Consider the following 14,513-nt stretch of genomic DNA (forward strand, 5'->3'; position numbering starts at 1 on the left):
GTCATGATCGCCCTGTCGCTCGCTGAGATCGCCGAAGCCATCGGCGGTGAGCTGCGCCTTGCCGGAACCGATACGGCCGGCACCGTCGTCGACGGCACCGTCGACACCGATTCCCGTACCATGGGTCCGCGTTCGATCTTCGTCGCGAAGCCCGGTGCCGAGACCGACGGCCATCGCTTCGTCGGAGCCGCCGTCGATGCGGGGGCCGCGCTCGCGATCGTCGAGCACGCGGTCGACGTCGAGGTGAGCCAGATCGTGGTGGCGGATGCCGTCGTCGCGCTCGGCGCACTCGCACGGGAGGTCGTGCGCCTCGTGCGGGAGAATGGCGACCTCAAGATCGTCGGGATCACCGGCTCGAACGGCAAGACGACCACCAAGAACTTCCTCGCGCGCATCCTGTCGGACGAGGGCGAGACCGTCGCCCCCGTCAAATCGTTCAACAACGAGGTGGGTGCCCCCGTCACGATGCTGCGCGTGACCGAGACCACGCGTTTCCTCGTCAGCGAGTTCGGCGCGGCCGCGCCCGGCAGCATCGCGCATCTGGCAGGACTCGTCGAGCCGGACGTCGCGGTCGTGCTCATGGTCGGGATGGCGCATGCCGGCGGCTTCGGCGGCATCGAGGAGACGGCGAAGGCCAAGTCCGAGCTCGTCGCCGCCGCCAGGGCGACCGGCACCGCCGTTCTCAACGTCGACGACGCGCGCGTCGCGGCGATGCGTGACCTCGCCGAATCCCGCGGCATGCGCGTGGTCGGCTTCGGACAGAGCCCAGTGGCCGAGGTGCGTGCGCACGACATCGAGGTGTCCGCCTCGGGAACCCGGTGCGTCATCGAGACCGCGGGACGGAGCATCCCTCTCGATCTCCGGGTGCTCGGCGCGCACCACATCACCAACGCCCTCGCCGCGATCGCCGCCGCAGGAGTCCTCGGCGTGTCCGCGGACGACGCCGTCGCTCGCCTCGAGACCGTCGAGATCGCGGAGCGCTGGCGCATGCAGCCCCTCGGCAGCGAGCGTGTGCGCATCATCAACGACGCCTACAACGCGAGCCCTGACTCGATGGCGGCCGCCCTGCGCACCCTCGCGCAGATCACCGGTCCCGACGAGCGCACCGTCGCCGTCCTCGGAGCCATGAGCGAGCTCGGTGAGAGCGCGGGGGAGGAGCACGACCGTATCGGTCTGCTCGCCGTGCGCCTCAACATCCGCCGCATCGTGGTCGTCGGCCCCGAGGCCCGCCGCCTCTACCTCTCCGCCGTGGGCGAGGGGTCGTGGGACAGCGAAGCCGTGCACCTGCCCGATCAGGATGCCGCCTTCGAGTACCTGCGTTCCGAGCTGCGCGACGGCGATCGCGTTCTCGTCAAGTCATCAAACTCCGTGGGCCTCCGGCATCTCGGCGATCGTCTGGGAGAATTGTTCTCGTGAGGTCACTCATCATGGCGGCGGCGATCTCGCTCGCCTTCACCCTTTTCCTGACTCCCGTCTTCCTGCGGCTCTTCCGCAAGTGGGGCTGGGGGCAGGTCATCCGCACCCCCGAAGCGCTCGAGAACCCGAGTCACGAGGCGAAACGCGGCACACCGACGATGGGCGGTGTGATCTTCATCATCGGCACCATCGTCGGATACTTCACCGGCGTGTACGTCGGCGGCGCGGTGCCCGCGCTCTCGGCCCTCCTCGTGATCTGGCTCATGATCGGCTTCGGCGCGGTCGGCTTCATCGACGACTACATGAAGGTGCGCAGTCAGCGCAGCCTGGGTCTCTCGGGCTGGCGGAAGGTGATCGGCCAGCTCCTCGTGATCGTCCCCTTCGGGATCGTGGCGCTGAACTTCCCCAACAAGTTCGGGCAGACGCCCGCGAGCGAGTCGATCTCGCTGTTCCGCGACATCACCTGGCTCAACCTCTTCGCCTTCGGCGTGATCATCGGCTGGGCCCTCTACCTCATCTGGATCGCCGTGATCGGGGTCGCGACCTCGAACAGCGTGAACCTCACGGACGGGCTCGACGGCCTCGCGGCAGGCGCCGGAGTCATCGTCGTCGGTGCGTACAGCCTCATGGCGTTCTGGCAGTACAAGCAGCCCTGCGTCGGTGAAGGCGTCGACATGGGGGCCCTCGCCGGCTGCTACGAGGTGCGCGACCCGTTCAATCTCGCCATCATCGCCGCATCCTTCGCCGGTGCCCTCATCGGGTTCCTCTGGTGGAACGCCCCCAAGGCCAAGGTGTTCATGGGCGACGTGGGTTCCATGGCTATCGGTGGTGTCATCACCGCCCTCGCGATCCTGACCCGCACCGAGCTGCTGCTCTTCGTGATCGCGGGCGTGTTCGTGCTCTCCTCCGGATCGGTGATCCTGCAGCGCGCGTACTTCAAGCTCACGCGCGGCAAGCGCCTGTTCCTCATGAGTCCCTTCCATCACCACCTCGAGATGCGCGGCTGGGCCGAGGTGACCATCGTCGTCCGACTGTGGATCATCGCGGGTCTCCTGGCGGTCTCGGCCGTGGGGCTCTTCTACGTCGAATGGCTCACCCGTGTCGGTTGACGAGCGCCTGCGCACCCTCACCAGTTGGAACGCCGACTGGAAGGGTCTGAGGGTCGCGGTCCTCGGACTCTCGATGACCGGGTTCTCGGTCGCCGACACCCTCACCGAGCTCGGTGCCGACGTCCTCGTGCTCAGCGAGTCCGCCGACGAGGAATACGAGCGCCTGGTCCCCGTGATCGGCGCCCGTCTCGAGATCGGGTCGCTCGCGACGGTGCCCGCGGCCCTCACCGACTTCGACCCCGAGGTGGTGATCGCGTCGCCCGGCTTCGCGCCCGCGCATCCGATCATCCGGTGGACGCAGGAAGCCGGGATCGCGCTGTGGGGCGACATCGAACTCGCCTGGCGCGTGCGCGACAAGGTCGTGCGCGTCGACGGCACTCCGGCCGAGTGGGTGCTCATCACGGGGACCAATGGCAAGACGACCACGACCCAGCTCACCGCAGCACTGCTCGTCGAGGGCGGGCTGCGCGCCGCGCCCTGCGGCAACATCGGCGTGCCGGTGCTCGATGCCGTGCGCGACCCCGCCGGATTCGACGTCTTCGTGGTCGAGCTCTCCAGCCATCAGCTCTGGTACCTCGGGCTCTCGCAGCCGGAGGGGGAAATCTTCCCGCATGCCTCCGTCTGCCTCAACCTCGCCGACGACCACCTCGTGTGGCACGGCAGCGCCGAGGCGTATCGCGACGCGAAGGCCCTGGTCTACCGCAACACCCGTGTCGCGTGCGTCTACAACAAGGCCGATGAGGCCACCCGGCGCATGGTCGAGGAGGCAGAGGTCGTCGACGGGGCCCGCGCGATCGGGTTCGACCTGGGAACACCCGGACCCAGCGATCTGGGAGTCGTCGAGGGCCTGCTCGTCGACCGGGCCTTCCTGGACGACCGGGCCCGCAGCGCACTCGAGATCACCACGGTCGCCGACCTGCAGCGGGTCGGCCTCGCGGCTCCGCACATCGTGCAGAACATCCTCGCCGCCAGCGCGCTCGCGCGCTCGCTCGGCGTCGAACCCGAGGCGATCCACTCGGCACTCGAATCGTTCCGGCTCGACGCCCACCGCATCCAGGTCATCGCCACGCACGCGGGCATCACGTGGATCGACGACTCGAAGGCGACGAACCCGCACGCCGCGGCATCCTCGCTGCGCGCGTACCCCGGTTCGGTGTGGGTCGTGGGGGGAGATCTGAAGGGCGTCGACATCGCCGATCTCGTCGCGAGCTCCGGCGGAACGGCACGCGCCGCGGTCGTGATCGGAGTCGAGCGAGCCTCCGTCGTCGCGGCATTCGAACGACACGCGCCGACGGTGCCGGTGTTCGAGGTGGATGCTGGCGACACTGGAGATGTCATGAATCGTGTCGTGGAGATCGCGGCGGGGATCGTCGACGACGAGGGCACGGTTCTGCTGGCCCCGGCGGCGGCATCCTTCGACCAGTTCACCAGTTACGCGGATCGTGGCCATCGCTTCGCCGAGGCGGTGCGCACGTGGATCGACCGGGGGAGTGCCGATGACGCAGGTGGCTCGCCCTCCGCGTTCTGAGTCCGGCGGTCTCGCCGCTCGGGTCTCGCTCGGGCGCCGGTTCACGCCGGTGTCGACCGAGTTCCTGTTGATCGCCTCGACCGCGCTGCTCCTCACCCTCTTCGGGCTCGTCATGGTGCTCTCGGCGACGAGCGCGACCGCCGTCGCGAACGGCTCCAACCCGATGAGCGGCGCACTGCGCCAGGGGATCTTCGCGATCCTCGGCATCCCGCTCATGTTCCTGATCAGCCGATTGCCGGTGCGCTTCCTCAAGAAGCTGGCCTGGCCGGCTCTGTTCGGAGCGGTCGCGCTCCAGCTCCTGGTCTTCACCCCGCTCGGCGTCGCCGACGGCGGAAACCGCAACTGGATACAGGTCGTCGGCTTCCAGATGCAGCCCTCCGAGTTCCTGAAGCTCGCGCTGTCGCTCTGGATCGCCTACGTGCTGCTGCGCAAGCACGCGATGCTCGGAACGTGGCATCACGTCTTCATCCCGGTGGTGCCGGTCGGCGCGCTCGCGATCGGCACGGTGCTCGCGGGTAAGGACCTCGGCACCGCGATGGTGCTGGTCCTCATCCTCCTGGGGTGCCTGTTCTTCTCCGGGGTCAAGCTGCGGCTGTTCATCATCCCGGTGATCATAGGCGTCGCCGCGGTGCTCGCGTACGCGCTCTCGAGCACCGACCGCATGCGGCGCATCACCGCCAATTGCGATGACATGGCCCTCTACAACACGGACTGCTATCAGTCGATCCACGGCATCTGGGGGATGGCCAACGGCGGCATCTTCGGCCTCGGGCTCGGCAACTCCCAGGAGAAGTACGGGTGGCTCCCCGCTCCCGGCAACGACTTCATCTTCGCGATCGTCGGGGAGGAGCTCGGCCTGATCGGATGCATCGTCGTGCTCGCCCTCTTCACGTTCTTCACCGTCGGCGCGTTCCACATCATCCGCAAGACCGACGATCCGTTCATCCGGGTCGCCGCGGGCGGGATCACGGTCTGGATCGCCGGACAGGCCGTCCTCAACGTCGGCGTCGTCGTCGGGCTCTTCCCGGTGATGGGCGTTCCGCTCCCGTTCATGTCGCAGGGTGGCACCGCTCTCCTCGCCGTGCTCCTGGCATGCGGGGTGCTCCTCGCCTTCGCACGCACGCTCCCGAGCGGTGAGAAGCAGGAGTCCGCTTCACGCACCCGAGCTCGCGGGGTGCGCGCAGCGCGGCGGGGTAGGGTCTCGGAGTGACCTCGTACCTTCTCGCCGGCGGTGGTACCGCCGGCCATGTGAACCCCCTGCTCGCCGTCGCCGATGGACTGGTCGCGCGTGACGCCGACGCCACCGTCCTCGTTCTCGGAACGGCCGAGGGGCTCGAGGCCCGTCTGGTGCCCGAACGCGGCTACGAGCTTCTCATCGTCGACAAGGTGCCGTTCCCGCGCCGTCCGAACCGTCAGGCGCTGGGGTTCCCGCAGCGCTTCCGCCGCGCGATCGCGCAGGTGCGGCAGCACATCCGCACGCACGCCGTCGACGTGGTCGTCGGCTTCGGCGGGTACGCCTCGGCGCCGGCCTATGTGGCCGCGCGCCGCGAGGGCATCCCGTTCGTGGTTCACGAGGCGAACGCCAAGCCGGGACTCGCGAACGTGCTCGGAGCGCGCGGGGCGGCCGCGGTCGGCGTCGCTTTCGCGGGCACACCGCTGCGCGGCAGCGAGGTCGTCGGCATGCCGCTGCGTCGCGAGATCATCGAACTGGACCGTGCGGCGACCCGTGCCGAGGCGGCGCGGCACTTCGATCTCGATTCCGATGCGCCCGTGCTGCTCGTGTTCGGTGGCTCGCTCGGGGCCGAGCGTCTCAACGAGGCGTTCGCGGACTCGTGGGGTGACGTGCTCGCGGCCGGGTGGCAGCTGCTCCACGTCACGGGCGAGCGCAGCGACCTCGCCGATCCGGGGGTTCCCGGCTACGCGATGCGGCGCTATGTCGATCGCATGGACCTCGCCTTCGCCCTCGCCGATCTCATCGTCTCGCGCTCCGGAGCTGCGACGGTCAGCGAGATCAGTGCGCTCGGGATCCCGGCACTGTACGTCCCGTATTCCGTCGGCAACGGCGAGCAGCGGCTGAATGCGGCGTCCGCCGTCGCCGCGGGGGCCGCCCGGCTGCTCGATGACGGGACCTTCGACGGTGACGCCGTGCGCCGGGAGGTCGTGCCCCTGCTGGCGGATCGCGCGCGCCTGGCGCAGATGGCCGATGCCGCCGAGAAGGCGGGAACCCGCAGCGGCACCGAGAACGTCATCGCACTGGTCGATCGCTCGCTGAGCGCCCGGAAGTAGACTGAGAACGACATGATCAGACCTGACCTCTCCCTGCCGATTCCCGACTCGATCACCGCCGCGCACTTCATCGGCATCGGCGGCTCGGGGATGAGCGGCCTCGCTCGGATGTTCCTCGATGCGGGTATCCGCGTCTCGGGATCCGACCGGGCCGACAGCGACAACCTGCGGGCCCTGGCGGCGGCCGGTGCGACGGTGCACATCGGGCACGACGCGGCCCACCTCGGAGATGCCGACACCGTCGTGCACACCGGAGCGATCTGGCCCGAGAACCCGGAGTTCGTCACCGCGAAGGAGCGGGGACTCCACGTGATCCATCGATCCCAGGCGTTGCACTGGCTGATCGGCGACCGTCGACTGGTCTCGGTCGCGGGGGCCCACGGCAAGACGAGCTCCACCGGGATGATCGTCACGGCGCTGCGCGATCTCGGCGCGGACCCGCACTTCGTCAACGGCGGAGTGATCGAGCAGCTCGGCGCGTCGAGCGCCACCGGATCCGGCGACCTCTTCGTGATCGAGGCAGACGAGTCCGACGGCACGTTCCTGCTCTATGACACGGCGGTCGCGCTCATCACGAACGTCGACCCCGACCACCTCGACCACTTCGGCTCGGAGGAGGCGTTCCACGAGGCGTTCGTCCGGTTCGCGGACGGCGCGTCCGAGGCGGTCGTGATCTCCAGCGACGACGCGGGAGCGCTGCGCGTCGGTGCGGACCTCTCGCACCCCCGGGTGATCACCTTCGGCCAGGCCGAGGACGCCGACCTGCGTGTGACCGAGATCGAGACCGCCGGCGGGGTCGCCGCCACGCTCACGCGCGATGGTGAGAGCGTGCGCATGCAGCTCGCCGTCCCCGGCGTGCACAACGCGATCAACGCGGCCGGCGCGGTCGCCGTGCTCGGCGCGCTCGGCTACCCGCTCGCGGACGCCGTGCGTGCGGTGGAGGGTTTCGCCGGTACCGTTCGGCGCCTCGAGCTGCACGGCATCGCCCGGGGCGTGAGCGTCTACGACGACTACGCGCATCACCCGACGGAGGTCCGAGCGGCGCTCGAGGCGATGCGCGGCATCGCCGGATCCGGCCGCCTGATCGCGATCCAGCAGCCCCACACGTACTCGCGCACCCAGCACATGTACCAGGAGTTCGCCGACGTCCTCGAGGCGTACGCCGACCACACGGTGATGCTCGACGTCTACGGCGCGCGGGAGGATCCGGTTCCCGGAGTCACGGGCGAACTCGTGAGCGGCGCGTTCCGTGATCCCTCGCACGTGCACTTCGTCGCCGATTGGCAGCAGGCCTCGGATTACACCGCGACGGTCGCGCGCGACGGCGACGTCGTGGTGACCCTCGGCTGCGGGAACGTCTACCAGATGATCCCGCAGGTGCTGGAGGCGCTGAGCCGGACCGACGGGGCGTAGCAGGTGCGACGTCCAGCTCCGCTTCCGACCGATCGGCCGAAGGAATCGGGCGCGAGTCCGTCGACGTCCCGGTCACGGCCCCGCGCGCCGCGCGAGGTCGAACCGGTCGGTGCGGAGACGACGCCAGAGAGCGCCGACCTCGGTATCGAAGCGGGAGCGGATACGCCGATCGATGCGCCCACCGACGCGTCGGGCGATGCGCCGACGTCCACGCGCGACGTCTGGCGCGCGGCCCGCGCTCGTCGCAAGGCGCTGCGGGCGGAGATCCGCCGCTTCACTCAGCGTTCCCGTCGGCGACGCATCGTCGGCTGGAGCATCGTCGGTGCCCTCCTCCTGTTGGTGGGGGGCAGCGTCGCCGCCGCTTACAGCCCGCTCTTCGCCGTCGAGAAGATCACGATCGTCGGTGCCACCACCCTGGACCCCGCCGCCATCGAGGCGGCGCTCGGCGATCAGATCGGCACGCCGCTCGCGCTCGTCGACAGCAGTGAGATCAAAGCGGCGCTCATCGGCTTCCCCCTCATCGAGACATACGCGCTCGAGGCGCGCCCGCCGCACGACCTGACGGTGCGCATCGTCGAGCGCACCCCGGTGGGCGTGCTCCGCTCCGATGCCGGGTACACGCTCGTCGACGCGGCGGGCGTGGCACTCGCGACCACGACGGACCAGCCGGCAGGGCAGCCCCTCCTCGACATCGCAGGCGGTACCGACTCGAGCGCTTTCGAGAGTGCCGGCCTCGTCGTGCGCTCGCTCCCGGCGGACGTCCGCGCGCAGTTGACGGGTGTGCGTGCGACCACCGCCGATGACGTGACGTTGACGCTGAGCAGCGGTCTGACGGTGGTGTGGGGAAGCGAAGACGAGTCGGCGACGAAGGGCATCGTGCTCGCGAGGGCCCTCGCCGCGAACCCCGGCGCCGGGACGATCGACGTCTCGTCCCCGAACGCCGCCGTCGTCGGCTGACGACTTTCGCGAGGAAACGCGCGACACGCCCATCCCGGTGCGCGCGCATGCCGATGCGGCGCATACCTTCGATCAAGAGAACGCAATACCGGGAAATACTTTACACCTCTACTTGAGGTTTAAGGTTTGGCCCGATCCAGGCTCGAAAAACTCGGAGGCCGGCCATGAGCCAGAACCAGAACTACCTCGCCGTGATCAAGGTCGTCGGCGTCGGCGGTGGCGGCGTCAACGCCGTCAACCGCATGATCGACCTCGGTCTCCGCGGAGTCGAGTTCATCGCGGTGAACACCGACGCGCAGGCGCTGCTCATGAGCGACGCCGACGTCAAGCTCGACGTCGGACGCGAGCTCACCCGCGGGCTCGGTGCCGGAGCCGACCCGGAGGTCGGTCGTCGTGCCGCCGAGGATCACGCGGAGGAGATCGAGCAGGCCCTCACCGGTGCCGACATGGTCTTCGTCACCGCGGGCGAGGGAGGCGGTACCGGAACGGGTGGCGCCCCTGTCGTCGCACGCATCGCCAAGTCGATCGGCGCTCTCACCATCGGTGTCGTCACCAAGCCGTTCTCTTTCGAGGGCCGCCGCCGCCAGAGCCAGGCCGAGGCCGGTGTCGCGAAGCTCAAGGAAGAGGTCGACACCCTCATCGTGGTGCCGAACGACCGTCTCCTCGAGATCAGCGACCGCGGGATCTCGATGATCGAGGCGTTCGCGACGGCCGATCAGGTGCTCCTCGCCGGTGTGCAGGGCATCACCGACCTCATCACCACGCCGGGTCTCATCAACCTCGACTTCGCCGACGTGAAGTCCGTCATGCAGGGCGCGGGCTCCGCGCTCATGGGCATCGGCTCCGCTCGAGGCGCCGATCGCGCGATCAAGGCTGCCGAGCTCGCCGTCGAGTCGCCGCTGCTGGAGGCATCCATCGAGGGCGCCCACGGTGTGCTGCTGTCGATCCAGGGTGGCTCCAACCTGGGCATCTTCGAGATCCACGATGCCGCGGATCTCGTCAAGGAAGCGGCGCACCCCGAGGCGAACATCATCTTCGGTACCGTCATCGACGACACCCTCGGCGACGAGGTGCGTGTGACGGTCATCGCCGCCGGCTTCGACGGCGGCGAACCGTCCCTGCGCCTCGACCCGATGGTCGTATCGCGTCCGGCGACCGCGACGCTGCCGGAGGTCGCGCTCTCGGATGAGAAGGATGCCGTGGCGGAGGACGAGATCACCGAGACCGAGCCCTCCGCGGCTCCTCAGCGCACGCACACGACCAGCATCGAGCCGGCGTTCGCCGACGACGACATCGACATCCCCGAATTCCTGAAGTGACCGACCTGGGAGCGCGGCTGTCGGCGATCGACGAGCAGATCGCCGACGCCGCGCGCCGGGCCGGGCGAGATGCGACCGAGATCACCCGCATCGTCGTGACGAAGTTCCATCCCGCAGAGCTGGTGCGTGAGCTCGCATCTCTCGGGGTGCGGGAGGTCGGGGAGAACCGGCAGCAGGAGCTGTCCGCGAAGCGCGACGAGCTCGAGGCGCTGGACCTCACCTGGCATTTCATCGGTCAGGCGCAGACGAACAAGGCGGCGGCGATCCGTCGCAGCGCTGACATCGTCCACTCCGTGGATCGGGTGCGCCTCGCCGACGCGCTGCATCGTGCCGCCGAGGACGACAGCGTCCTCGACGTGCTCGTCCAGATCAATCTCACGCCCGACGCCGGGCGGGGTGGCGTCCAGCCCGCCGAGGCCGCAGCTCTCGCCGAGCACGTCCTCGCGCTCCCGTCGCTCCGACTGCGCGGGGTCATGGCCGTCGCCCCTCTCGACGAGGAACCGGCATCCGCTTTCGCGCGTCTGCGCCGCGTCGCCGAGGAGGTGCGCGACGTCGCTCCCGACGCCACGTGGATCTCCGCGGGGATGACCGGCGACTTCGCCGAGGCCATTGCCGCAGGCGCGACACACCTTCGGATCGGGTCGGCAATCACCGGCCCCCGCCCCGACCGGGGTTAACCTCTACAAAGACCAACCCGTATCGTTCGAACCGGAGGACACGATGGGTAACCCGCTGAAGAAGACCATGGTGTACCTGGGCCTCGCCGATGAGGAAGAAGCCTATGAAGAAGAGCAGCAGGCACCCGCTCGCGCTCACCGCGAGCGCGACCGTGACCGTGACCGTGACCGTGAAGAGCCGGCACCGGCCCCCGTCACCCCGTTGCGCCGCCCCGTCGCCGTCCGTCAGCCCTCGGTGGGTGCCGTGAACGAGATCCTGACGGTCCACCCCAAGCAGTACCGTGACGCTCAGCTGATCGCCGAGAGCTTCCGCGAGGGCGTTCCGGTCATCATCAACCTGTCCCAGATGAGCGATGCAGACGCCCGCCGTCTCATCGACTTCGCCAGCGGTCTCTCCCTCGGCCTCTACGGTCGTATCGAGCGCGTGACCTCGAAGGTCTTCCTGCTCTCGCCGGAGAACATCGCTGTCTCGGGCCAGGGGGGTATCGCGCACGCGGACGCGGAGTCCGCGGGCTTCGATCAGTAGTAAGCCGTGCAGCTGGTCTCGATCGCCGCGAGCATCATCCATCTGGTGCTGCTGCTGTACATCTTCGTCCTCTTCGCGAGGCTGATCCTCGACTACATCCCGCTGTTCAACAGGGAGTGGCGACCGAAGGGCTTCGGCCTGGTCGTCGCCGAAGCCGCCTACACGGTGACCGATCCGCCCATCCGGTTCTTCCGGCGGATCATCCCGCCCCTGCGGATCGGCACGCTGTCGTTGGACTTCGGTTTCGCCCTGACGATGCTCATCGTGCTGATCCTGATGAACATCGTCCGGCTCTTCATCTGACCCCTGCCAGTTCTCACTCCTGGGTGTCGTGACATCGCGGCGCCAAGGTGCGGGGGCTATGCTGGCTCCCAGGTGCGCGCCCCGGGTTCGCGCCACATCACGACCACGCCATATCGACACTGGCAACCGAACTCACCGAAAGAGGAGCCATCATGGCACTTACCCCGGATGACGTCGTCACCAAGCAGTTCCAGCACGTTCGCTTCAAGGACGGCTTCGACCCGGACGAGGTGGACGACTTCCTCGACGAGATCGTCATCGAGTGGCGCAAGGCCCTCGAGGAGAACGTCGAGCTCAAGGCCAAGCTGGCCGCTTACGAGTCGGGCGCTACGCCCGCCGCAGAGTCGGCCGAGGCCGCTCCGGTCGCCGAGGCCCCCGCGCCTGCGGCTCCGGCACCCGTCGCCGAGGCTCCTGCGGAGTCCGCTCCCTCCGGCTCCGCCACGGCGACCGCCGGGATCATCGAGCTCGCGCAGCGTCTGCACGACGAGCACGTCGCCGAGGGTGAGGCGAAGCGCAACCAGCTCATCGCCGACGCTGAGACCGAGGTGGCCCGTATCCGCACCGAGGCGGAGGCGAAGCAGCGCGAGGAGTCGGCTCGACTCGAGCGCGAGCGCAACACGCTCGAGGCCCGGATCACCGAGCTCCGCAACTTCGAGCGCGACTACCGTTCGCAGCTGCGCGGCTACATCGAGGGTCAGCTCCGCGACCTCGACGAGAAGTCGGCCTCCACAGACTCGACGCCCGTCTCCGCGATCGGACTGTAGGTCGTAGGTCTTGAGCCCACGCCTTCCCCTTCGTCGGTCGGCGGCCGGTGCGATCGTTGCGATTCTCGCAGCGCTCGTGCTGGCCGCCGATCAGTTTGTGAAGTACCTCACCACCGAGAACCTTCCCTACCAGGAGCCGGTTCCCGTCCTCGGTGAGTTCCTTCAGCTGTACTACGTCCGCAATCCCGGAGCGGCGTTCTCGCTCGGGTCGGACGTCACCTGGATCTTCACGATCGCCCTCGCGGTCGTCGCCGGCGTCATCGTCTGGAAGGCGTTCGGTCTGCGCTCGCGGCTCTGGGCAGTCGTGCTCGGCGCGCTGCTCGGCGGTGTACTCGGCAACCTCGGAGATCGCCTCTTCCGCGACCCCGGCTTCCCGGTGGGACACGTGGTCGACATGATCTCGATGCCCTGGATGATGCCCGCGATCTTCAACATCGCCGATATCTTCATCGTGTGCGGCATGATCTCGGTCGCACTGCTCGTCGTCTTCGGGCTGCGCTTCGATGGCTCCCGCGAGCGCGACCACGCGCCCGTCGAGACGGAGGAAGAGGCCGAGGCCGCGGCAGCGGAGCAGGAACTCGCGGCACGCGACGTCGTCGAACGACCGGCGGCGCCGGTCGAAGACGAGCGCTGATCGTGGAGTCGCGTTCACTGCCGGTGCCCGACGGCCTCGAGGGCGCGCGCGTCGACGCCGCTCTCGCGAAGATGCTCGGTTTCTCGCGAACCTTCGCTGCGGAGGTCGCGGCGTCGGGCGGCGTGCGCCTCGACGGCGTGACCCTCGACAAGTCCGACAGGTTGCGCGGTGGGGGCTGGCTCGAGGTCGAATGGCAGCCCAAGGAAGGTCCGAAGATCGTTCCGATCGCGGTGCCCGAACTCGGGATCGTCTTCGATGATGACGACATCGTCGTGGTCGACAAGCCGACCGGTGTCGCGGCCCATCCCTCCCTCGGTTGGGAGGGGCCGACGGTGGTGGGTGCGCTGGCGGCCGCCGGCTTCCGGGTCGCGACCAGCGGTGCGCCCGAGCGTCAGGGCGTGGTGCACCGGCTCGACGTCGGCACGAGCGGCCTGATGGTCGTCGCCAAGACCGAGACCGCCTACACGCACCTCAAGCGCGCCTTCAAGGAGCGCACGGTCGAGAAGATCTATCACGCGGTGGTTCAGGGGCATCCCGACCCGCTCGCGGGCACGATCGATGCGCCAATCGGTCGGCACCCGAACCACTCCTGGAAGTTCGCGGTCACCCCCGACGGCAAGCCCTCGGTCACCCACTACGAGACGCTCGAGGCGTTCCCCGGCGCGTCGCTTCTCGAGATCCATCTCGAGACCGGACGCACTCACCAGATCCGCGTGCACATGGCCGCGCACCGGCATCCGTGCGTCGGTGATCCTCTCTACGGGGCCGACCCCACGCTGTCTGCCCGCCTCGGTCTCACGCGGCAGTGGTTGCATGCGCATCAGCTCGCGTTCTCGCATCCGGCTACCGGCGACCGGGTGCAGTTCGAGTCACCGTATCCGGCCGATTTCCAGCACGCCCTGGCGGTCCTCCGCGGCGAGTGATCACTCGTCGCTCCGGCGGATGTCGGATGCCGGGGCGATACTGAGGTCATGGACATCGAGGTTCGGCCCGCCACGGTCTTCGCCGACGTCGCGACCCTGGTCGGCCCGAAGAAACCGACATCGAACGTCTGCTTCTGCCTGAGCTATCGGATCGGCAACGCCGAGAACCAGGAGCTCCGCGGCGAGGAACGCGCCGAGCGTGTGCGCGGTCTCTGCGCGGAAGACCCGCCTCCCGGGGTGATCGCCTATCTCGACGACGAGCCGGTCGGCTGGGCGGCGGTGCATCCTCGACGCGACACGAGTTTCGCCACCAATCGCAGGATCCCGCACATCGACGACGTCGACGTCTGGTCGTTGTGGTGCATCCGGGTGCGTCCGGGGCATCGCAAGCAGGGCATCTCGCACGCCCTGGTCGACGGGGCGGTCGCTTTCGCACGCGCACAGGGGGCGCCCGCGATCGAGGCGTATCCGGTCGACAACGCGGGGGAGCGGGTCGACCTGACGATGGCCTACGTCGGCACGCGCGCGCTGTTCGAGCGGGCGGGCTTCGAGAAGTCGGCCGAGACGACTTCGCGTCTGAACGGATTCCCGCGCGTGCTGATGCGGCTCGACCTGTCGGACTGACACCCGCGGACCCCGATCGGCGACCCGATGTCGG

The 14,513-nt window shown here is 68.8% G+C and carries 15 protein-coding genes; all 15 read left to right on the forward strand.

All coding sequences use genetic code 11. The features are described 5' to 3' along the window. Positions 1 to 3 precede the first annotated feature (3 nt). The 15 genes from murF to ACI2JZ_RS00365 all read left to right on the forward strand — a co-directional run bounded on the left by murF (position 4) and on the right by ACI2JZ_RS00365 (position 14,479). A complete protein-coding gene (gene murF / locus ACI2JZ_RS00295) occupies positions 4 to 1,416 on the forward strand; it encodes a UDP-N-acetylmuramoyl-tripeptide--D-alanyl-D-alanine ligase (RefSeq protein ID WP_404596178.1) in 1,413 nt (470 codons plus the stop codon). Next, positions 1,413 to 2,525, forward strand: a complete 1,113-nt coding sequence (gene mraY, locus ACI2JZ_RS00300; protein WP_247622084.1) for a phospho-N-acetylmuramoyl-pentapeptide-transferase — start codon at positions 1,413 to 1,415, stop codon at positions 2,523 to 2,525. The genes murF and mraY overlap by 4 nt, the downstream gene beginning before the upstream one ends. Continuing rightward, a complete protein-coding gene (gene murD / locus ACI2JZ_RS00305; protein ID WP_404596179.1) occupies positions 2,515 to 4,053 on the forward strand; it encodes a UDP-N-acetylmuramoyl-L-alanine--D-glutamate ligase in 1,539 nt (512 codons plus the stop codon). The genes mraY and murD overlap by 11 nt, the downstream gene beginning before the upstream one ends. Beyond that, a complete protein-coding gene (gene ftsW / locus ACI2JZ_RS00310) occupies positions 4,022 to 5,263 on the forward strand; it encodes a putative lipid II flippase FtsW (RefSeq protein ID WP_404596180.1) in 1,242 nt (413 codons plus the stop codon). The genes murD and ftsW overlap by 32 nt, the downstream gene beginning before the upstream one ends. Then, complete coding sequence (locus tag ACI2JZ_RS00315) at positions 5,260 to 6,339, forward strand: UDP-N-acetylglucosamine--N-acetylmuramyl-(pentapeptide) pyrophosphoryl-undecaprenol N-acetylglucosamine transferase (RefSeq protein WP_404596181.1); 1,080 nt, start codon at positions 5,260 to 5,262, stop codon at positions 6,337 to 6,339. The genes ftsW and ACI2JZ_RS00315 overlap by 4 nt, the downstream gene beginning before the upstream one ends. Before the next feature lie 12 nt (positions 6,340 to 6,351). Continuing rightward, complete coding sequence (gene murC / locus ACI2JZ_RS00320; protein ID WP_404596182.1) at positions 6,352 to 7,752, forward strand: UDP-N-acetylmuramate--L-alanine ligase; 1,401 nt, start codon at positions 6,352 to 6,354, stop codon at positions 7,750 to 7,752. Positions 7,753 to 7,755: 3 nt separating this feature from the next. Beyond that, on the forward strand, positions 7,756 to 8,709 hold the full coding sequence (locus ACI2JZ_RS00325; RefSeq protein ID WP_404596183.1) for an FtsQ-type POTRA domain-containing protein: 954 nt from the start codon (positions 7,756 to 7,758) through the stop codon (positions 8,707 to 8,709). A gap of 164 nt (positions 8,710 to 8,873) precedes the next feature. Beyond that, positions 8,874 to 10,028, forward strand: coding sequence for a cell division protein FtsZ (gene ftsZ, locus ACI2JZ_RS00330; protein ID WP_404596184.1), 1,155 nt, complete (start codon positions 8,874 to 8,876; stop codon positions 10,026 to 10,028). Then, positions 10,025 to 10,705, forward strand: a complete 681-nt coding sequence (locus ACI2JZ_RS00335) for a YggS family pyridoxal phosphate-dependent enzyme (protein WP_404596185.1) — start codon at positions 10,025 to 10,027, stop codon at positions 10,703 to 10,705. Before ftsZ ends, ACI2JZ_RS00335 begins: the two co-directional genes overlap by 4 nt. A 43-nt stretch (positions 10,706 to 10,748) precedes the next feature. Further along, complete coding sequence (locus ACI2JZ_RS00340) at positions 10,749 to 11,231, forward strand: cell division protein SepF (protein ID WP_402784515.1); 483 nt, start codon at positions 10,749 to 10,751, stop codon at positions 11,229 to 11,231. Between the two features lie 6 nt (positions 11,232 to 11,237). Beyond that, the gene (locus ACI2JZ_RS00345; protein WP_247622092.1) at positions 11,238 to 11,534 is read left to right on the forward strand and encodes a YggT family protein; all 297 of its coding nucleotides are present in this window, start codon (positions 11,238 to 11,240) and stop codon (positions 11,532 to 11,534) included. A 152-nt stretch (positions 11,535 to 11,686) separates the two neighbouring features. Next, positions 11,687 to 12,298 carry a DivIVA domain-containing protein gene (locus ACI2JZ_RS00350; RefSeq protein WP_247631954.1) on the forward strand — a complete coding sequence of 204 codons (612 nt, stop codon included), beginning with the start codon at positions 11,687 to 11,689 and terminating at the stop codon, positions 12,296 to 12,298. 97 nt (positions 12,299 to 12,395) lie between these two features. Continuing rightward, positions 12,396 to 12,932 (forward strand): signal peptidase II, encoded by a 537-nt coding sequence (lspA, locus tag ACI2JZ_RS00355; RefSeq protein WP_247622094.1) that lies wholly within the window; start codon positions 12,396 to 12,398, stop codon positions 12,930 to 12,932. A gap of 2 nt (positions 12,933 to 12,934) precedes the next feature. After that, the gene (locus tag ACI2JZ_RS00360; protein ID WP_404596186.1) at positions 12,935 to 13,855 is read left to right on the forward strand and encodes an RluA family pseudouridine synthase; all 921 of its coding nucleotides are present in this window, start codon (positions 12,935 to 12,937) and stop codon (positions 13,853 to 13,855) included. Positions 13,856 to 13,903: 48 nt separating this feature from the next. Next, complete coding sequence (locus ACI2JZ_RS00365) at positions 13,904 to 14,479, forward strand: GNAT family N-acetyltransferase (RefSeq protein ID WP_404596187.1); 576 nt, start codon at positions 13,904 to 13,906, stop codon at positions 14,477 to 14,479. Positions 14,480 to 14,513 lie beyond the last annotated feature (34 nt).

This window comes from Microbacterium sp. NPDC087868, assembly GCF_044900755.1.
Lineage (GTDB): Bacteria > Actinomycetota > Actinomycetes > Actinomycetales > Microbacteriaceae > Microbacterium > Microbacterium galbinum.